This window comes from Streptomyces sp. NPDC005878, assembly GCF_040629815.1.
In the GTDB taxonomy this organism is placed as follows: domain Bacteria; phylum Actinomycetota; class Actinomycetes; order Streptomycetales; family Streptomycetaceae; genus Streptomyces.
On record NZ_JBEXWK010000002.1, the window covers coordinates 319,112 to 338,364 of the forward strand.

Annotated in this window: 17 protein-coding genes and 1 pseudogene; 11 read left to right on the forward strand and 7 right to left on the reverse strand. The window is 69.7% G+C overall.

Annotated elements, in window-relative coordinates:
• Positions 1-14: 14 nt before the first annotated feature.
• From ccrA to ABZ404_RS05420, 3 genes are all read right to left on the reverse strand, one after another.
• On the reverse strand, positions 15-1,352 hold the full coding sequence (ccrA, locus tag ABZ404_RS05410; RefSeq protein WP_358833645.1) for a crotonyl-CoA carboxylase/reductase: 1,338 nt from the start codon (positions 1,350-1,352) through the stop codon (positions 15-17).
• A 372-nt stretch (positions 1,353-1,724) separates the two neighbouring features.
• Positions 1,725-2,561 carry a TetR family transcriptional regulator gene (locus ABZ404_RS05415; RefSeq protein ID WP_358833644.1) on the reverse strand — a complete coding sequence of 279 codons (837 nt, stop codon included), beginning with the start codon at positions 2,559-2,561 and terminating at the stop codon, positions 1,725-1,727.
• Between the two features lie 97 nt (positions 2,562-2,658).
• Positions 2,659-4,443: a 3-hydroxybutyryl-CoA dehydrogenase gene (locus ABZ404_RS05420; RefSeq protein WP_358833643.1), complete on the reverse strand. Its 1,785-nt coding sequence runs from the start codon at positions 4,441-4,443 to the stop codon at positions 2,659-2,661.
• A 394-nt stretch (positions 4,444-4,837) separates the two neighbouring features.
• Here ABZ404_RS05420 and ABZ404_RS05425 point away from each other — a divergent pair, with 394 nt between their 5' ends.
• Entirely contained in the window at positions 4,838-5,413 is a 576-nt protein-coding gene (locus ABZ404_RS05425) for an adenylosuccinate lyase (protein ID WP_358833642.1), read from the forward strand.
• A 15-nt stretch (positions 5,414-5,428) separates the two neighbouring features.
• Here the strand turns inward: ABZ404_RS05425 and ABZ404_RS05430 are convergent.
• The 3 genes and pseudogenes from ABZ404_RS05430 to ABZ404_RS05440 all read right to left on the reverse strand — a co-directional run.
• A pseudogene (locus ABZ404_RS05430) lies at positions 5,429-5,554 on the reverse strand (GNAT family N-acetyltransferase); the annotation flags it as partial.
• A gap of 10 nt (positions 5,555-5,564) precedes the next feature.
• Positions 5,565-5,966 carry a RidA family protein gene (locus tag ABZ404_RS05435; RefSeq protein ID WP_358833641.1) on the reverse strand — a complete coding sequence of 134 codons (402 nt, stop codon included), beginning with the start codon at positions 5,964-5,966 and terminating at the stop codon, positions 5,565-5,567.
• A gap of 88 nt (positions 5,967-6,054) precedes the next feature.
• Positions 6,055-7,101 carry an Rv2578c family radical SAM protein gene (locus ABZ404_RS05440; protein ID WP_358833640.1) on the reverse strand — a complete coding sequence of 349 codons (1,047 nt, stop codon included), beginning with the start codon at positions 7,099-7,101 and terminating at the stop codon, positions 6,055-6,057.
• Between the two features lie 165 nt (positions 7,102-7,266).
• Between ABZ404_RS05440 and ABZ404_RS05445 the strand changes: the two genes are divergently transcribed.
• From ABZ404_RS05445 to ABZ404_RS05460, 4 genes are all read left to right on the forward strand, one after another.
• The gene (locus tag ABZ404_RS05445; protein ID WP_358833639.1) at positions 7,267-7,710 is read left to right on the forward strand and encodes an SRPBCC family protein; all 444 of its coding nucleotides are present in this window, start codon (positions 7,267-7,269) and stop codon (positions 7,708-7,710) included.
• Positions 7,711-7,961: 251 nt separating this feature from the next.
• Positions 7,962-10,469: an MFS transporter gene (locus tag ABZ404_RS05450; RefSeq protein ID WP_358833638.1), complete on the forward strand. Its 2,508-nt coding sequence runs from the start codon at positions 7,962-7,964 to the stop codon at positions 10,467-10,469.
• Between the two features lie 134 nt (positions 10,470-10,603).
• Positions 10,604-13,051: a SpoIIE family protein phosphatase gene (locus tag ABZ404_RS05455; protein ID WP_358833637.1), complete on the forward strand. Its 2,448-nt coding sequence runs from the start codon at positions 10,604-10,606 to the stop codon at positions 13,049-13,051.
• A 105-nt stretch (positions 13,052-13,156) separates the two neighbouring features.
• The gene (locus ABZ404_RS05460) at positions 13,157-13,882 is read left to right on the forward strand and encodes a class I SAM-dependent methyltransferase (protein WP_358833636.1); all 726 of its coding nucleotides are present in this window, start codon (positions 13,157-13,159) and stop codon (positions 13,880-13,882) included.
• Positions 13,883-13,910: 28 nt separating this feature from the next.
• On the opposite strand, the gene ABZ404_RS05465 is transcribed toward ABZ404_RS05460, so the two are convergent.
• Positions 13,911-14,762 (reverse strand): lytic polysaccharide monooxygenase, encoded by an 852-nt coding sequence (locus ABZ404_RS05465; RefSeq protein ID WP_358833635.1) that lies wholly within the window; start codon positions 14,760-14,762, stop codon positions 13,911-13,913.
• Positions 14,763-15,145: 383 nt separating this feature from the next.
• Here ABZ404_RS05465 and ABZ404_RS05470 point away from each other — a divergent pair, with 383 nt between their 5' ends.
• From ABZ404_RS05470 to ABZ404_RS05495, 6 genes are all read left to right on the forward strand, one after another.
• Positions 15,146-15,523, forward strand: a complete 378-nt coding sequence (locus tag ABZ404_RS05470; RefSeq protein WP_358833634.1) for a WXG100 family type VII secretion target — start codon at positions 15,146-15,148, stop codon at positions 15,521-15,523.
• Positions 15,524-15,532: 9 nt separating this feature from the next.
• Positions 15,533-15,706: a hypothetical protein gene (locus ABZ404_RS05475; RefSeq protein ID WP_358833633.1), complete on the forward strand. Its 174-nt coding sequence runs from the start codon at positions 15,533-15,535 to the stop codon at positions 15,704-15,706.
• A gap of 132 nt (positions 15,707-15,838) precedes the next feature.
• The gene (locus ABZ404_RS05480; RefSeq protein ID WP_358833632.1) at positions 15,839-17,515 is read left to right on the forward strand and encodes an RNase A-like domain-containing protein; all 1,677 of its coding nucleotides are present in this window, start codon (positions 15,839-15,841) and stop codon (positions 17,513-17,515) included.
• Between the two features lie 31 nt (positions 17,516-17,546).
• Positions 17,547-18,104: a hypothetical protein gene (locus ABZ404_RS05485; RefSeq protein WP_358833631.1), complete on the forward strand. Its 558-nt coding sequence runs from the start codon at positions 17,547-17,549 to the stop codon at positions 18,102-18,104.
• Positions 18,105-18,113: 9 nt separating this feature from the next.
• On the forward strand, positions 18,114-18,413 hold the full coding sequence (locus tag ABZ404_RS05490) for an RNase A-like domain-containing protein (RefSeq protein WP_358833630.1): 300 nt from the start codon (positions 18,114-18,116) through the stop codon (positions 18,411-18,413).
• Positions 18,414-18,423: 10 nt separating this feature from the next.
• Complete coding sequence (locus ABZ404_RS05495; RefSeq protein WP_358833629.1) at positions 18,424-19,110, forward strand: contact-dependent growth inhibition system immunity protein; 687 nt, start codon at positions 18,424-18,426, stop codon at positions 19,108-19,110.
• The last annotated feature ends 143 nt before the right edge of the window (positions 19,111-19,253 follow it).

A 19,253-nucleotide genomic window follows, 5' to 3' on the forward strand; every position in this document is an offset into this window, starting at 1 on the left:
GTGTCGCTCCGGGCTCAGATGTTGCGGAAGCGGTTGATGGCGTCGAGGTGCTTGGCGCGGAGTTCGTGGTCGCGGACCCCCAGGCCCTCACGCGGGGCGAGGGCGAGGACGCCGACCTTGCCCTGGTGGAGGTTGCGGTGCACGTCGTAGGCGGCCTGACCGGTCTCCTCCAGGCTGTAGACCTTGGAGAGGGTGGGGTGGATCTTGCCCTTGGCGATGAGGCGGTTGGCCTCCCACGCTTCGCGGTAGTTGGCGAAGTGCGAGCCGATGATGCGCTTCAGCGACATCCACAGGTAGCGGTTGTCGTACTCGTGCATGTAGCCCGAGGTCGAGGCGCAGGTGGTGATCGTGCCGCCCTTGCGGGTGACGTAGACGCTCGCGCCGAAGGTCTCGCGGCCGGGGTGCTCGAAGACGATGTCGATGTCCTCGCCGCCGGTGAACTCGCGGATGCGCTTGCCGAAGCGCTTCCACTCCTTGGGGTCCTGGGTGCGCTCGTCCTTCCAGAACTTGTACCCCTCGGCGTTGCGGTCGATGACCGCCTCGGCGCCCATGGACCGGCAGATCTCCGCCTTCTCCGGGCTGGAGACGACACAGATGGGGTTGGCGCCGCCCGCGAGGGCGAACTGCGTGGCGTAGGAGCCGAGGCCGCCGCTGGCGCCCCAGATCAGGACGTTGTCGCCCTGCTTCATGCCGGCGCCGTTGCGGGAGACGAGCTGGCGGTAGGCGGTGGAGTTCACCAGGCCCGGCGCCGCGGCCTCCTCCCAGCTCAGGTGGTCCGGCTTGGGCATCAGCTGGTTCGACTTGACCAGGGCGATCTCGGCGAGGCCGCCGAAGTTGGTCTCGAAGCCCCAGATGCGCTGCTCGGGGTCGAGCATCGTGTCGTTGTGGCCGTCGCTGGACTCCAGCTCGACGGAGAGGCAGTGCGCGACGACCTCGTCACCGGGCTGCCAGGCGTTGACGCCGGGGCCGGTGCGCAGGACGACGCCCGCCAGGTCCGAGCCGATGACGTGGTACGGCAGGTCGTGGCGCTTGGTCAGCTCGCTGAGCCTGCCGTAGCGCTCCAGGAAGCTGAACGTCGACACCGGCTCGAAGATCGAGGTCCACACCGAGTTGTAGTTGACCGAGGAGGCCATGACGGCCACCAGGGCCTCGCCGGGGCCCAGTTCGGGGACCGGCACCTCGTCGAGGTGGATCGACTTGCGCGGGTCCTTGTCCCGGGTGGCGAGCCCGGCGAACATCTCCGTCTCGTCCTTGTGCACGGTGATCGCGCGGTACGACTCGGGGATGGGCAGAGCCGCGATGTCTGCGGCGGTGCTTTCCTGCGACTGAATCGCGTCCAGGATTTCCTTCACGGTGTTGCCTCCGGCGAAGCGCGTTGGGAACGCTGAGGGGACTGCTGCTGTGGAGGTGTGCCGTCGGTTCGGCGGTACTACGGGATCGGCTGCGCCTGGTGGGCGCGGAGGGTGCCTGTGACGCAGGCGTCCGGGCGCGCTCGCTGGGGAAGCTTGCGGGGACAGCCGGCGTACGAGAGGTCTCTGCACGCCGGCCGCCCGGACAACATCAACGTATGGCACGCGGTGCCAGTCGGCAAGACACTGCGTGCCAACAATTTCTCTCAATTGCGTAATGACCTGCACCGATGAGCGATGATCGATCGGATAGCCCGCCCGGAAACGCGGAAGGCCCGCCCCCGAACAGGGACGGGCCTTCACTTTCCGGACAGGTCAGCGCTGCCGGAGCGCCTTCTTGATCGAGTGCATGATCTCGTCCAGCGACGCGTCCGTACGCGCCACCGCGACCAGCACCTCGTCGCTGGTGGAGACCGAGGCCGCGGGGGCCTTCGGCCGGGCGGTGCGCCCCGCGCCGATCCCGGAGCCGAAGGTGTCCCGGACGATCGCGAAGGCGTGGTCGAGCTGGGCCTCCACATCGCCCTGGCCACCGGCCCGCAGCCAGCGCCGCAGCACGTGGTTGTGGGCGGTGACGACCGCGGAGGCGGCCACCTCCGCGAGCAGCGGGTCGTCGTTGCCGGGCTGGTGGTCGTGCTCGTCGAAGTGGCCCAGCAGATAGCGCGTGAAGAGCCGCTCGTAGCGGGCCACCGAGGCGATCTCGGCCTCCCGCAGGGTCGGCACCTCGCGGGTCAGCTTGTAGCGGGCCACCGAGACGGAGGGGGAGGAGGCGTACATCTTCATGACCTCCTTGATCCCCCGGCACACCGTGTCCAGCGGATGCTCGTGCGGGGGAGCGGCGTTGAGGACCGCCTCCGCCCGCACCAGCGTGTCGTCGTGGTCGGGGAAGATCGCCTCTTCCTTGGAGCGGAAGTGGCGGAAGAAGGTGCGCCGGGCCACCCCGGCGCGGGCCGCGATCTCGTCGACCGTCGTGGCCTCGTACCCCTTGGCCGAGAAGAGCTCCATCGCCGCCGCCGCCAGCTCACGGCGCATTTTGAGCCGCTGGGCGGCCGCGCGGCTGCCGGCGGCACTTTCCGGGGCGTCGGGCGCGGCGGACGCTCGGGTCGTCCGTTTCGAGGAGGCAGCGGGCTGGGACATGGACCGAACGTACTGCATATGCGCGGGAAGTCGCGCTCGCGGGGGCGGACCGCCCGAGGGATCGAGCAGGCCGCCCCAGCCCTCCCCCGGCGGGTGGCCGGGAGAGCCCCACGGCTCAGCGCCGGGCATACTCGCGGAATCCACGGCCCGTCTTGCGGCCCAGGCAGCCGGCCGCGACCAGGTGCTCCAGGAGCGGGGCGGGAGCGAGGCCCGGGTCGCGGAACTCGGCGTGCAGGACCTTCTCGATGGCCAGGGACACATCGAGGCCGACCACGTCGAGGAGTTCGAACGGGCCCATCGGGTAGCCGCCGCCGAGCCGCATCGCCGCGTCGATGTCGTCCAGCGAGGCGTAGTGCTCCTGGACCATCTTGATCGCATTGTTGAGGTACGGGAAGAGCAGCGCGTTCACGATGAACCCGGCCCGGTCCCCGCAGTCCACCGGGTGCTTGCGGATCTTCGCGGTGACCTCGCGGACCGTGGCGTGCACCTCGTCCGAGGTCAGGACCGTACGCACCACCTCGACCAGCTTCATGGCCGGGGCCGGGTTGAAGAAGTGCATCCCGATGACGTCCTGCGGGCGCGTGGTGGCGCGGGCGCAGGCGACGACCGGCAGCGAGGAGGTGGTGGTGGCGAGCACCGCGCCCGGCTTGCAGATCTTGTCCAGGGACGCGAACAGCTGCTGCTTGACCCCCAGGTCCTCGGCGACCGCCTCCACCGCCAGGTCCACGTCCGCGAACGCCTCCAGGGCGCCGGCCGGGGTGATGCGTGAAAGCGTCTCGTCGCGGGCCTCGGCCGTCATCCGCCCCTTGTCGACAGAGCGCGAAAGCGACTTGGCGATACGGGACTTGGCGGTCTCGGCCTTCTCCAGGCCGCGCGCGGCGAGCACCACGGCGTACCCGGCCTTGGCGAAGACCTCGGCGATGCCGGAGGCCATGGTGCCGGACCCGGCCACGCCCACCGAGCGGATCTCGCGGCCGCCGCCGGTACCCGCCGCGATCGTGGCGGGCGTCTGCGCGTCCGCCACCACCGCGGCGCTGCCGGGGGCCTCGTAGGTGTAGAAGCCGCGGCCCGCCTTGCGGCCCGTCAGACCGGCCTCGGTGAGCTGGCCGAGGATGGGCGCGGGGGCGTGCAGCCGGTCGTGCGAGTCGCTGTACATCGCCTCCAGGACCGTGCGGGCGGTGTCGATACCGATCAGGTCGAGCAGTTCGAGCGGGCCCATCGGCAGTCCGCAGCCCAGCTTCATCGCGGCGTCGATGTCCTCGCGGGAGGCGTACTTCGACTCGTACATCGCGGCGGCCTGGTTGAGGTAGCCGAAGAGCAGCCCGTCGGCGACGAAGCCCGGGCGGTCGCCGACCGCGACCGGCTCCTTGCCGAGGTCGAGCGCGAGCCGGGTGACCGCCTCCACGGCCGGCGGCGCGGTCAGGACCGAGGAGACCACCTCGACCAGCTTCATCGCGGGCGCCGGGTTGAAGAAGTGGAGCCCGAGGACGCGCTCGGGGTGCGCGGACTCGGCGGCGAGCCGGGTCACCGAGAGGGCGTTGGTGCCGGTCGCCAGGATCGCGGTGGGGGCGACGATCGTGTCGAGCGCGGCGAACACCTGCTGCTTGAGCTCGTACGACTCCGGCACGACCTCGATGACCAGCTCGGCGTCGGCCGCCGCCTGGAGGTCGGTGAAGGTGCGGAACCGGGCGAGGACGTCGCGCCGCTCCTCCTCGGTGATGCGCTCGCGGGCGACCGCCCGGGCGGTGGACGCCTCCAGGGAGGCCACGGCCCTGCGGCCGGCCTGCTCGCTGATGTCGATGCCGATGACCTCGCGGCCCGCCCGGGCGAGCACGTCGGCGATGCCGGTGCCCATGGTGCCGAGACCGACCACGGCGACGGTGTTCAGGGGGGTGTCCATCACGGGACTCCAGGGTGAGTGACGACTGAGGAGAGGGCGCACGCGACCGGCGATCCGGCTGTCGCGACGGCGTCCGCGAGGACGCGGGTGCGCGGCATGGGCGCACGGCGTGCGGAGAGGTGTCGTGGTGGTGCTGGGGCCGGCGGACCCGGTCCCGGGGCCACGCCGTGAAACTGCCGAACCGACGAACACTCTCGGTGGCTGCGTCACCAGGCCACCGGAGTCTGCGGGGGGTGCCCGCTCACATGAGGTTAACCGGTGAGTAACGAGCGCGCCATAGGGCGGGGGTGGCGAGTGCGTGTGATCTGGCTCGCCCCGGCGCACACGGCCGGGCGCCCCCGGTGCCCGCCGCCGGACCCCTTCCGGTCGGGCGGGGGCCCACTACGCTTCCCGCATGGACGAGGAGCTGCGGTCGCTGGCGGACCGGCTGCGGGACGAGGCCAGGGCGTCGGAGGCGGTGCCGGCGTACGAGCGGCTGCTCTCGACCCGGGACCGCGACGAGCTCGCGGCCGTCCTCACCGAGCGCGAACGGCCCCTGTGGGCGCGGGAGATCGCGGCCTTCCGGCTCGGCTGCGCGGGCGACCGGCGCGCCTTCGAGTCGCTGGTGCTGCTGCTCAACCACCGCGACCCGGCGCGCTGCGTCTCCGCGGCGCACGCCCTGGCCCGGCTCGGGGACCCGCGCACGGCCCGGGCCGCCGCCGCGCTCGCCACCAACCAGCTGCGCACGGCGTACGCCCTGCACCCCGTGCGCCTGCTCACCGCGCTGCGCGCCCCCGAGGCCGTACCGGCGCTGATCACCACCCTGCGGCCGCTGCTCTCGCCCGACACCCCTTACTGGCGGGTGGCGCTGGCCTGTGTGGAGGGGCTGGGGGAGCTGGGCGACAAGCGGGCGGTGGAGGTCCTGGAGACGGCACTGGCCCGCCCCCGTCTCGCCTCGGCCGCGGCCATAGCGCTCAGGCGCATCGGCTGACGCCCTCCGGGGGCTTCATCGCGCACCGCCTTCCGCGAGCCGCCTGACGTACCGCACCTCCGGTACGGCGATCCCGTCCGCGACGAAGTCCTCCTCGCCACCGTCGGGGGCGAAGCCCGCGCGCTCGTATCCCGCACGCGCGGACCGGCGGTCATCGGTCGGCGATCACCGCGAACGCCTCGATCTCCATCAGCAGTTCGGGACGGAAGAGCGCCACCACCTGGACCGCCGAGGCCGCCGGGAGCCGGCCGCCGTCGAGGTGCTCGTCCCGCGCCTCGCGGACCGCGGGCAGATGCGCGATGTCGGTGACGAAGACCGTCAGCTTCACCACGTCCTCGAAGGTCGCCCCCGCCGCCTGGAGGCAGCGGCGCAGGTTCTCGAAGACCTGCCGCGCCTGGGCGACCGGGTCGCCCTCGCCGACCACGTCCCCCTTCTCGTCGAGGGCGCACTGGCCGGATATCGCGATGAACCGGCCGGTGCCCCACACCACATGGCTGTAGTTGACGCCGGGCGCGAGGCCGTCCGGGGTGGCGATGTGCGTGAGCGAAGTCATGCCTCCATCCTGAACCACACCTCTGACAGCGGGTCAACGGACCCATCGGAATTCGGGCCCAACGGATTCCGGGTCCACCGGATTCCGGTCAGAGGAGCGTGAGCTGCGTCGGGCCGGAGGGGTCCGGCTCCGGCTCCACGCGCCGCGGAATGCGCCGGGCCGCGCCCCGGTGCGCCGGGCCGATGCCGAATTCGTCGGCCAGCTCGTGTACGTGCCGGGTGATCCGGCGCTGGTACCACTTCGGCGCGTACGCCCCCTCCGCGTACAGCCGCTCGTAGCGCCGCACCAGATGGGGGTGGTGCTCGGCGAGCCACGCCATGTACCACTCGCGCGCCCCCGGCCGCAGGTGAAGCACCAGCGGGGTCACCGAGGTGGCGCCCGAGGCGGCGATCGCGCGGACCGTGGCGCGCAGCTGGTCGGGGTGGTCACCGAGGAAGGGGATCACCGGGGCCATCAGGACCCCGCAGCCGATGCCCGCGTCGGTGAGCGTCCGTACGACGTCGAGGCGGCGCTCGGGAGCGGGCGTGCCCGGCTCCACCGTGCGCCACAGGTCGTGGTCGACGAACCCCACGGAGACGGAGATGCCCACCTCGGTCACCTGCGCGGCCTGCTGGAGCAGCTCCAGGTCGCGCAGGATCAGCGTGCCCTTGGTGAGGATGGAGAACGGGTTGGCGTGGTCGCGCAGCGCCTCGATGATCCCCGGCATCAGCCGGTAGCGGCCCTCGGCGCGCTGGTAGCAGTCGACGTTGGTGCCCATGGCGATGTGCGCGCCCTGCCACCGGCCGGAGGAGAGGTGGCGGCGCAGCAGCTCGGGCGCGTTGACCTTGACGACGATCTGCGAGTCGAAGCCGAGGCCGGTGTCGAGGTCCAGATAGCTGTGCGTCTTGCGGGCGAAGCAGTACACGCACGCGTGGGTGCAGCCCCGGTAGGGGTTGACGGTCCACTCGAACGGCATCCGGGACGCCCCGGGCACCCGGTTGACGATCGAACGCGCGCGGACCTCGTGGAAGGTGATCCCGCGGAACTCGGGCGTGTCGAAGGTACGGGTGACCACCGCGTCCGCGTCGAACAGCGCGGCCGCGCGGCCCGTTCCGGGCGGCGCCGGATCGTTCTCGGCCAGATTGTCCCAGCGCATACACGCCTCCTCGGGCCTCGTCCGTAGCACTGACCCCAGAATAGAACATGCGTTCCCATGATCGCAGCAACCCCGATTTTGGGGGCCCGTCCCCGAGGTGATTGGCTTTGCCCACCCCGAATCCGGGCGCACCCCCCGGATGTCACGAGTGCTGGAGGAAGAGCCATGGCGCAGGTCGAGGCCACCACGGAGCGGATCATCGCGGCGAGCCCGGAGACGGTGTTCGACACCGTGGCCGACTACAAGGACGGCCGTCCGAAGCTCCTGTCCGAGCACTTCAGCGAGTACGAGGTGCGCGAGGGCGGCGACGGCGAGGGCACCCTGGTCCACTGGAAGCTCCAGGCGACCAGCAAGCGCGTGCGCGACTGCCTGCTGGAGGTCTCCGAGCCCACCGAGGGACAGCTCGTGGAGAAGGACCGCAACTCCTCCATGGTCACCACCTGGACCGTCACCCCGGCCGGTGAGGGCCGCTCGAAGGTCGTCGTCAGCAGCGTGTGGAACGGCGCGGGCGGCATCGGCGGCTTCTTCGAGAAGACCTTCGCCCCCAAGGGCCTCAACCGCATCCACGACACCGTGCTCGGCAAGCTCGCCGCCGAAGTCGAGAAGTAGGCCCCGGGCCCTCGGGCCGCCGCTGAGCACTCCCGGTCGCGGTCACCGGTTCGAGTGGTTTTCGCGGCGGCCCGGTGGTGCGCCCGCGCGCGCCGGGCCGATTGAAACACGCTGATGGGGCGGTGGACGCGCCCCCTTTCAGGGCCAGTTGTGCGCCCGCGCGCCGCCGCTCTTCCGCTTGCTCCCTATAAGCGCCCGATGCGCAGTATGTACGCCGCGCAGGCGAATCAGGCGCGACGAGGGGAGCAGACGTGGGTGGGATCACTCTGGTGAAGGACCCGGCGCGGGGCGGGCCTTCGGGGGAGCGGCGGCGGGCACGGCGGGCCGTGCGGGAGCCGGTCCCGGAGTTCTCCGACACGGCGGCGGCCGTCCCGGCCGATCCGGCGCCGCCTGCCGGACAGCCTGCCGGACAGCCTGCCGGACGGCCTGCCGGGCCGCCCGCCGGACCGTCCGAGGCCCCCGTGGCGCTCAGCGCGCGCCGGGTGCGGCTGGTCTTCGTCGGGCTGATGCTCACCATGCTGCTCGCGGCCCTCGACCAGATGATCGTGGCGACCGCGCTGCCGAAGATCGTCGGTGATCTCCACGGCCTCGACAAGGTGTCCTGGGCCGTCACCGCCTATCTGCTGGCCTCCACCATCGGGCTGCCCGTCTACGGCAAGCTCGGGGACCTCTTCGGCCGCAAACCCGTCTTCCAGTTCGCCATCGTCGTCTTCGTGATCGGCTCGGCGCTGGCCGGCTGGGCGCGGACCATGGACGAGCTCATCGCCTTCCGCGCCGTCCAGGGCGTCGGCGGCGGCGGGCTCATGATCGGCGTGCAGGCGATCATCGCGGACATCGTGCCGCCCCGCAGGCGCGGCCGCTTCATGGGCCTGATCGGCGCCGTCTACGGTCTGGCCTCCGTGGCCGGGCCCCTGCTCGGCGGGTTCTTCACCGACCACACCTCCTGGCGCTGGTGCTTCTACATCAACGTCCCCTTCGGCCTGGTCACCCTCGCCGTCATCGCCGTCGTCCTCCAGCTGCCCCGCCCCGCCGCCCGCCCGCGCCTGGACGTCCTCGGCTCGCTCCTGCTCATCGCCGCCTCGACCTGTGTGGTGCTGCTGACCAGTTGGGGCGGGACGGAGTACGCGTGGGACTCGCGTGTCATCCTGGGGCTCGCCGCCGGAGCCCTGGGTACGACCCTGCTCTTCGTCGTGGCCGAGCACCACGCGCGCGAACCCGTCATCCCGCTGCGGCTGTTCCGCGACCCGGTCTTCGCCATCTCCGGACTGGTCGGCGCGGTCATCGGCGTCGCGCTCTTCGGCGCGGCCAGCTATCTGCCGACCTTCCTCCAGATGGTCGACGGCGCCAGCGCCACCGAGTCCGGGCTGCTGGTCCTGCCGATGATGGGCGGCATCGTCGCCGCATCGATCATCTCCGGCCAGCTCATCAGCCGCACCGGCCGCTACAAGATCTACCCGGTCCTCGGCAGCGCGGTCGCCGCCGTCGGCATGGGGCTGCTCTCCCGGCTCGAGACGGACACGCCCCGGCTGGACTACAGCGTCTGGATGGCGGTTCTCGGCATCGGTATCGGCCTGGTGATGCCGGTGCTCGTCCTCGCCGTGCAGAACGCCGCCGACCCCGCCGACCTCGGTGCCGCCACCAGCGCCAACAACTACTTCCGCCAGATCGGCGGCAGCGTGGGGGCCGCCGTCTTCGGCACCCTGTTCACCAACCGCCTCGCCCACTCCCTCACCGAGCAGCTCCCCGCGGGCGCCCGCCTTCCCGACCCCGAGTCGATCACCCCGCAGCTGGTGCACACCCTGCCGCCCACCCTGCGCGACGGCTACATCCGCGCCTACGCCGAGGCCATGCCGCGGATCTTCCTCTACCTGGTGCCGGTCCTGGTGCTCGGCCTCCTGCTCGCCTTCTTCCTCAAGGAGAAACCGCTGGTGTCCCAGAACGCCCCCGCCGTCGACGCGACCCCCGTGCCCCAGGCGCGTACGCCCCACGCCCCCGCCCACAGCGGCGTCCCGGTCTGCGGCACGGTGCAGCACAGCGACGGCACCACCGTGCCGCGCGCCGCGCTCACCCTCGTCGACGTGCGCGGACAGCAGGTGGGGCGCGGCGGCAGCGGCGAGGACGGGCGGTACGCGCTGAGCGTTCCGGGGGCCGGCAGCTACGTCCTGATCGCGGCGGCCGGAGGGCACCAGCCGCAGGCCGTCTCGGTGACCGTGGGGGAGCGCCCGGTCGAGCTCGACGTGGTCCTCGGCGGCGCCGGACGGCTGGCCGGGTCGGTGGTCACCGCCGACGGCACTCCGGTACGGGACGCGGCCGTCACCCTCACCGACGTACGGGGCGAGGTCGTCGCCACCACCCGCAGCGGGCGCGAAGGCGCCTACGTGATGAGCGAGTTGGTGGCCGGAGAGTACACCCTGGCCGCCAGCGCTCCCGCCTTCCGGCCGGCGGCCCTCCCCGTCAGCGTCCAGTCCTCGCGCGAGACCCGCCAGGACATCGAGCTCGCGGGCGGCGCCGTGCTGCGCGGCACGGTCAGGGCGAGCGGCGGACGGACGGTCGAGGACGCGCGCGTGACGCTGCTCGACGCGGCCGGGAACGTGGTCGACACCCTCACCACCGGACCCGACGGCACCTTCCGCTTCGTCGACCTCTCCTCCGGCGAGTACACGGTGATCGCGGCCGGCTATCCGCCGGTGGCCACGGTGCTCCGGGTCGCCGGTGGCGGACGCACCGAGCGGGACCTCCAACTGGGCCACGAGGACTGACTATTCTTCAACCACGTGCCCGGTACACGCGGGCGTACGCCGTATTCCGGCGTTGCCCCGCGCGGGGCCTTCGCATGGCCGTACGGTAGGTGGCACAGCCGCAGATCCTTGCGGCGGGGAAGGAGCCTCCACCCATGGACAGTGGCACTCCGCCGACGCTGCCCCGGCAGTCCGCCGTGGCCGGACGGATTCCGCTTGCCGTGATCGTCGTGGACGGCGACGGGCTGGTGTCGCACTGGTCGACCGGTGCGCGCCGGCTGTTCGGGCCCACCCGCGAGGAGGCGGTGGGCCGTCCCGCCCTCGACCTGCTGCCGGTCTCCGGCGCGCTGGACGAGGACCGGTCCGGCGACGCGCTGGGCGACCTGGACGCCTACGACATGTTCGGCCCGGCGCTGGACGCCTCGCTCAACGGCCTGACGTCCTACCCCACGGCCGGGCGCGCCGCCCTCTCGGACCCCGGGCGGCCCCGCGTCGACGTGCTCTGGTGGGCGTATCCGCTGGTCGGGCCCGGCTCCGGGCGGCTTCTGGTGCTGGCGGCGGACGCGGCGCTGCTGCACGCCGGCCACCCGGGGCCCGGCCGGGGCGGTGTGGAGCGGATAGCACCCGGCTTCGCGCTGCACACCGAGTTCCAGGGCGCGGACGAGCTGGCCCGGCGGCTGCCCGAGATCCTGCCCAGCATGAGCGTCGGCGAGAGCTCCCGGATCGTCTCGCAGGTGCTCGAACTGGGCTATCCCGTCCTGGAGTTCAGCCAGCACGACCGGGTGCCCGTGACGCCCGACTGGGGTGTGCCCCGCCGCCCCGGGCGCAGGGCCGTGCGCGGCGCCGAGCAGGACCCGGCCGCCGTCGGGACGGTGCCCGCGCCCGAGCCCGAGTTCGCGCAGGACCTGGAGTACGCCGCCGTGCGCGAGCGGCTGGAGTTCCTCAACGAGGTCAGCGGCCGTATCGGTTCCTCCCTCGATCTGTCCCGCACCATCCAGGAGGTGAGCGCCGCCGTGGTGCCGCGCTTCACCGATGTCGCGGGCACCTATCTGCGCGAACAGGTCATCGCCGGTGAGGGGTTCCCGGATGGGCCGCCGGACGAGACCACCCTGTGGCACCGGGTCGCCCTCGAACACGTCGACGCACCCGGGCGGTGGGACGACGTCGTCCCCGTGGGCGAGTCCATGCCGTTCCCCGCGCACACCCCCTTCTTCCAGTGCATGACGACCGGCGAGCCCGTGCTCGTCCCGCGCATCAGCGAGCAGATGGGCACCGCCATCGCCTCGCAGTTCGAAAAGCGCGACATCCGGCCTCTGATCAACGGCCGGTCGATGCTGGTGGTTCCCCTCAAGGCGCGCAACGTGGTGCTCGGGTTCATGATCCTTCTGCGCCACGCGGAACGGGCCGAGTTCAACGACATGGACCGGGTGACCGGCGCCGAACTCGCCGCCCGCGCCGGGCTTGTCCTCGACAACGCCCGTATGTACACCTACCAGGAGAGCGTCGCCGAGACCCTCCAGGACTCGATGCTGCCGCAGGTCACCCCGCAGATGACCGGCTGCGACACCGCCACGCGCTATCTGCCCGGCACCCTGCTCGGCCGGGTCGGCGGCGACTGGTTCGACTCCATCAAGCTGCCCGGCTCCCGGATCGCCCTGGTGGTCGGCGACGTCATGGGCCACGGACTCAACTCGGCCGCGATGATGGGCCAGTTGCGTACCGCCGTGCAGACCATGGCGGCGCTGGACCTGCCGCCCGCCCAACTGCTGCGCAACCTGGACGACCTCGCGCAGCGGCTCGGCGAGCACTATCTGGCGACCTGCCTCTACGCGGTGTACGACCCCATCGAGGGCGAGCTCCTGCTGGCCAACGCGGGCCATGTGCCGCCGGTCCTGGTCCGCGCCGCCGACGGCCGCAGCGAGCTGCTGGAGCTGCCGACCGGCGCGCCCATCGGCGTCGGCGGGGTGCCCTTCGAGACCGTGCGGTTGCGTGTCGAGCCGGGCGACCGGCTGGTGATGTGCACCGATGGCCTGGTCGAGGTGCGCGGCGAGGACATCGGCGTGGGCCTCGCGACCCTCTGCGAGTCCGCCGCGCACCCGGCGGCCTCCATGGACGACGCCTGCGACACCATCATCCGCGCCCTCAACATCCGGGGCGGCCGCAAGGACGACGTCGCCCTCCTGATGGCCCGGCTCAACGGCATCGCGCGCGAGGACGTGGCCGAGTGGTCGCTCGCCATCGACGCGCGCGAGGTGGCACGGTCCCGGCGCCTGGTCGTCGGCCGGCTGCGCGACTGGGGTCTGGAGGACCTGGTGGAGACCGTGGAGCTGCTGGTCAGCGAGGTCGTCACCAATGCCGTACGGCACGCGCACAGCCACCAGGTACGGCTGCGGATGGTGCGGGCCGAGACGCTGCGCTGCGAGGTCGTCGACGACGACCACACGCTGCCGATGCTGCTGCACGCGGGAGCGCTGGACGAGTCGGGGCGGGGCCTGCGGGTGGTGAGCCGGCTGGCCCGCGAGTGGGGGACGAGCCGTACGGGCGGGGGCAAGACCGTGTGGTTCGAGGTGCCGCTGCCGTCCAGGGGGCGCACGAGGCGCTGAACCGGCTCGAACGGGGCGTGAAGGCTTGCGCCGGGCCCTTGTCGGCGTGCCTCCGGAGCGATAGACCGATCTTGACACTGTGCGTGCCAGCCTGGGGAGTCGGTCATGAGCGTGACGAGTCGGTACAAGGACGCCTGGGAAGGCTTCTGGAACGAGGCGCCCGACGAGACGGGCGCGGTGTTCTGGGACGCCGAGCCGGCTCTCACGGCGGGCCCCCACCTCGCCCTCTTCGAGCCCCATCTCACCGATCTGGCCCTGCCGATGGTCGATCTGGGGTGCGGCAACGGCACCCAGACCCGCTTCCTCGCCGACCGCTACGACCGCGTGGTCGGCGTCGACCTCTCGCCCGCCGCGGTGGAGCGGGCCAGAAGCCAGGACCCGGACGGGCGCGCCCGGTTCGAGCAGTTGGACGCGACCGACGAGAAGGCCGTCCAGGACCTGCACGCGCGCCTGGGCGACGCCAACGTGTATGTGCGCGGGGTGCTGCACCAGTGCGAGCCGGCCGCCCGCGGGCCCCTGGCCGACGCCGTCGCCACGCTGGTCGGGACGCGCGGCCGGGCCCTGCTGGTGGAGCTCGCGGAGGCGGCCAAGCAGGTCCTGGCGGGCCTGACCCAGGACCCGGCGGGGGCGCCGCCGAAGCTGCGCCCGGTCTTCGCCCACGGCCTCACCCCGGGCGAGGTGGCCGACGCGGCCGTGCCCGAGCTGCTGGGCGCGGCCGGGCTGACGGTCCTGGCCCGCGGCGAACTGCCCCTGACCACGACCGAGTACCGCCCGGACGGCACCCGGATCGCGCTGCCCTCCACGTGGTGGGTGGTGGGGCGCGCCGGGTGAGGGCCGGCGCGCCCGTGCCCGCCGCGGGTCAGAATTCCTTGCGCCGGCGCAGCAGCAGGACGCCGCCGGCCAGGACACCCGCCAGGGAGGCGGCCGCGACGGGCTGCGCCGCCGTGCCGGGGGCGAACGAGTCCTTGGGCGCCGCCCCGCCGCCGTGCCCGTGGTGGCTGACGGTGGACTTGGCGGCGCCCGCGTCGATGGTGCGCTGACTGGGCGCGGCCGGCTGGGCGGCGGCCTGCGCGGCCTGGCCGTACACGACGTCGGAGCAGCTGTAGAACGCCTCCGGGCTGTCGCTGCGCTGCCACACCTTGTAGATGACGTGGCGGCCGGTGCGGGCGGGCAGGTTCGCGGTGAAGGTGTACGAGCCGTCGGTGGAGGTCCGGGTCGTGGCGTACGTGGCGACCGGCCGGGAGTCCAGGTCGGACCACTTCAGGGGCTTCGTCGGGTCGAAGCCCTCCTTGGTGATGTAGAGCGTCATGGTCCCGGAGTGCGGGGCCGTCACCCGGAACCTGAACCCGAAGGGGCCCGTCGAGACACCGGTGGCGGGCCAGTCGGTACGGGCCCAGTCCAGCGCGCGGTACTTCTCGCGGTTGGCCGAGCACAACTTGCCGTCCGGGATGAGCTGTTGGTGGTGCCCGTCGGCGTTGGCGATGTTGACCTCGTTCCAGTCGTAGAGCGGCTGGGTGCCGGAGTCGGCGACCAGGTCCTTGCACACCTGCGACTTGGGGGTCTCGGGGCCTTCCGCGTAGCAGGCGGCGACCCGGCTGACCGGGTTGAACACGGCACCGTGCGCGGAGGCGGGCGACCCGGCGACGGAGAGCAGTGACGCGGACGCCACACCGAGAACACCGAGGGCGGCTGCTGTACGTCGTACGGACATGTGGGGGCTCCTTCTCAGCTGGTTCCTCAGCTGGTTCGGACCAGAGGCTGGCATTGGTCTGGACCAACATGCAAGAGGTCTGCACCAATTGGGTGTGGGGAGGGGGGCGGGGTAGTCGCGCGGATCTGTCCAGAGGTGCGCCTCCTGGCTAGTCCGTCGGGCCAGGTAGTTCGACGAGGTCCAGAGCAGGCGCGATCCGACCGTCGCCAGCGGCAAGATTGTCCAAGTCCGGACCGGCACGGAGCCCAAGTGCTGGGCTCGGCAAGTGGACCCAGCCGCCCAGTCATCTCTCCCTGTTAAAGTGCAAGCGAGGGAAACGTTTGATCGGTTGAGCGGTCACGGGGCACGGGGGCGGATACGTGACGACAGATCCAGACCTGAAGGTGAGCAGCGAGAACTTGACCAAGCTCGCTGACGACCTGGATGAAATGCAGCGCTACCTCGACCGGCAGGTCAAGCGGATGGATACGCTCGTAGACGTGATCGAGACTCGCTGGCAAGGGCCTGCTGCTGGGGCCTACCGACGACACCACCGGGACGCAGCCAAGGAAGCGGTCCGTATCCGTGAGCTCATGAAGCTGATCGAAGCAGCTGTGCGTATGAGCCGGGGAGGGTTCACCGAGCAGGAGCTCGAAACGCTCGCGGCGTTCAGGCGCATCCAGATGTCCGTGGATGTGGACAAGGAGGCTGCTGCGCTTTCCACCCCCAGCGTCGGGAGCGATCCGGCCACCCCGCGTACGAGTCGCTTGCAAGATCTGTGAGGGGGAAGGATGCCTCACGATGACGACAACATAGCGGTCGATCTCGCTGCGTTGCAGCTTCTCGCCGGCCAGCTGGAAAAGATCCTCAAAGAGCTGAACGAGAACGTCCATGCCATGCATGATCGAGTGGAGAAGGTCGTCCTTACTTGGCGCGGGGAGGCTCGCGAGGCCCTTCATCGATAAGCTTGACGAGTGGGACCGGTCCGCAAAGGACCTACAGGCGACACAGGCGTGGCTCCACGGCGTCGTCACGACGGGCCAGATTAACTATGCGGCGGCACATGCCGCGGTGTTGCGTGGTTGGGGAGCGGCGTGATGAGCATGCCGCCGCCTCCACCCCCATTGAAGAACGGGGAAATCGACGTCACTCCCGGTGCGTTGCATGCACTTTCGGGTTACGTTGCCCATCTTCAGGACGGACTGCACAAGGGGGCCGTCCAACTTCTGGATGAGCTTGCCCGGTACCCCGACTGCGGGGGTTACGGAACCGCTGCATGGGAGTTCGCTACCGCTTACAAAGAGGTGGGCGATCGTTTCATCGAAGTCTGGGCCAAATCGGTGGCGAGTGTCGGGGGTGCGGCCGTGGGGTTCACCCTGACCGCGAACAACTATGCGACCGCAGACGCGGCCACGGACCCCTCGGGCGCCAAGGCACGAACCCAACCACCGCCGCTTGTCATCGATACGCCTCCGAACTACGGGCTCGTGACAGAACTCAGATGGGCCGACGTAGACCAGAGTCAGGATATCTTCCAGTTGGCACTGGAAGCAGCTGAAGCCGGAGCCTTGGCGATCATCAGGCCACTCTTGGAAGACGTCTACCGTATGGGTAAGGCGGCGGAGATCATGCCGTTGCCCGATTACCTTGGCCTGGACAATATCTCCGTTGCGTGGGCTTACGCGGGCACGGCCGTCACTGCTACGGACGGAAACCTCAGTAGCGCCCTTCACAGCTACACCGATCGGTCCAACGGTGAGTGGACCGTGGCCATGCGGCAATTCTGCAGTGCCGTCTGGGGCACGAGCGCGTGGGGCAAGAGTCGCGAGGGATACGCGTGGAATCATGATTTGGCGCAGCCTGGCCACGCCAGCAGCCACCCGGTCATGGACGTGATGGTCAAGACGTGCGACGTCATGAGTGATGCCTTGCGCGCATGGGCGGTCGCCGCTCAAGACGTGCGGGACGACCTTCGTCGGCTGTACTACGAAGCGGTCATCAAAGCGCTGCCGCACATCGACACGAGTGATGGCCTGGGGTTGAAAGATCTCAAGAGCTTCGGTAAAGGGCTCCTCCATATGGGGAAGGGCTTCGCGAAGGGCTTCGCTCTAGAGGTCGACCAAGAGGCAATGAATTCTGCGGTTGAGGCTTACAACAACCGCGTGCATCGGCAAGTCGCCGAACTCAAAAAATTGCATGGGGCTCTGAATGAGGCGTATGACAGTGCTCCTACGTTCGACGCCGAGTCAGCCCGGGCGGAGTCATTTGGTGCCCGCGCCCTAACTGATTTTAAGAGCGATCCACTCTACACGGTGGCCGGCGATGACGAGAGCAACCACAAATACCCGCTCGACCTGGCGAACCAAGAGGGCTTGCTCGGTTCCCATGTAGTGGACAAGCACGTGGGCAAAACCGATGAGCAGTTGGCACAGAGGCTCAGGGATCAGCAGATTGTCAGACCTTCCGGTATCCGGCCAGAAGCTGTTTCTTCGTTCATCAACCTCGCGGATGCCCAGAAATACACTCAAGCTGCTCTGGACGAACCGTCAAACCAAAGGAAGATCGATAATTGGCTTGCAGGTAACCCCGGCCCTAATTCATCGCGCTCACTTCTGTTGAGGACGAACGGTACTGTAGGTAGATCTTGGGACCGGGGCGACACCGCTGCACGCGACGTGACTAATGTGTGGGTCGTCCTGAGGCCGAACCGGGGAGGTACGCCACCGTTCGTCGTCCTTACTTCCATGCCCACTGACAAGACCCAGCACCCGTAGTGTGCGATTCCGAGAGACTGAGGTACGGCCCGTGATTCAGATTGACCCCGCCTCGTGGAGCCGTTCTTTGCGGGCCATTTTCGGCGAGGGTATGTTCGCGGCCGTAGGTCCGCGGCGGAGTGATGACTGGCGACGCGACGCCCTCGATGTTATGAATCTTCGGACGGAAGATCCGCGCGGCTGGGTGAAGCTTGCAATGGCGCCCGGAGGCGGCGTTTATGGCAAGGGAATGGACAATCCGTTCAGTGCTGTCACGATCGCTGACTTCCAAGCCGCTTTTCCTGTTCCCAGGAAGGGGGCGGAGCAAATCCTGGTCACTCTCCAAGGCGAATGGTTCCAAACGGAAGATATCCCGGGATTCCAGGCGAGGGAGATCGAGTTGACCCTGCACGCTGGATCGATCTTGTCCAGATTCGGGCAAGATGCGCTCTTCTATACGAACGCTGCAGCTGCACAACAGAATCCCCATGGCGATATGCTCCTTCGCGAGGGTGTCTATGAGGGCTTCACCAGTCATGTCATGGATTGTGGTGTAATCGCTGTCTCCGCCACCGAAGTCGGCGTCTTCTGGGGCTTCACGATTGACTGAGGATTTCCTGTGCGTACCCGCTCAGCTACCTACCCCGACCGTGCCACCGCACAGTGGTGTACCCAGCAGGTCGTCACACGCAACGAGCAGGCCGTACATCGCTGGCTCGCTCAGGGCACGCGACCGAGGCTCACTATTGAGGCATCTTGGCCTTCGCGCCGGGAACCGATCGGGCGTGTACTGCTCCAGGCGATGATGCTTGCCGGTCACGAGCCCGTTGACGTACGGGCCGCGCGGGTGACGCTGAGGCGTGAAGTGTCGAGTCCGCATGGTTTCGTCGTGCACGCCACCTACCCGATCTACGTATGAGGGTGCCGCAGTGTCTATGAAGCCGCTCGAGTTCGACCGCCGATATGGTGAACTCGACATCGTCGTCGCGGCCTTTGTGGGACAGGAACCGGAGAGTCCGGAGCCTGACACAGTGCCGTCGGCGCTTGAGGCGTACCTGCGGCACACCTGGCACACCAGGCCTTGGGCGCTCTCTGTCGCAGAACAACAACTCCGGGAGTACGCGCGGAACCCTCCCGGCCGCTTGCGACTGCGCCTGGGTGAGTTCTATTCGGTACCCGACATCGGGTTGCCCGAGTCCCGCACGCAGAGCTGGTTGTCCGAAATGGCCGATCATGTAAAGCGCAGCATCGAATCCGGTCATGTACCACCCCCTACCGCACCCCAGACGCACTGGGAGTGGCACGCCCGCTTCGCGGAATTGGGTCAGTTCCTCGGCGGATGGTTCTCACAGGACATGCCTGATGAATTCGTTGACCACGATACTGCGGTTCGAGACTACAAGGATTCGGTAGATCCCCAGTTGGTTGCCCGACTGGTCGGGGAGATCCATGAATTGCTGGCTCTGAGGCTGGAGGCTCACGACTACGCCATCGCCGTCGGTGAGTTGGGCATGGAGGTCGAGCCGCCGGTGCCCATGACGACCGAGGAGTGGCTCCATGCGGTGGCGGACAGCCTCGCGATGGCCGGGCCCGGACACGGGAAGAATCACGAGTGAGGGCGGAGCATGAGGGGCTGATCCGGTTCGGTACTGCTGCAGGGGCCTCCCGTCGTCGGCGCTGACGCGGTCCTGAGCCGAGTGCCCTGAACCCGAGGCGGGCACGGGCCGGTGCTGTGCGCGATGCCGCCGCCACTGATCCC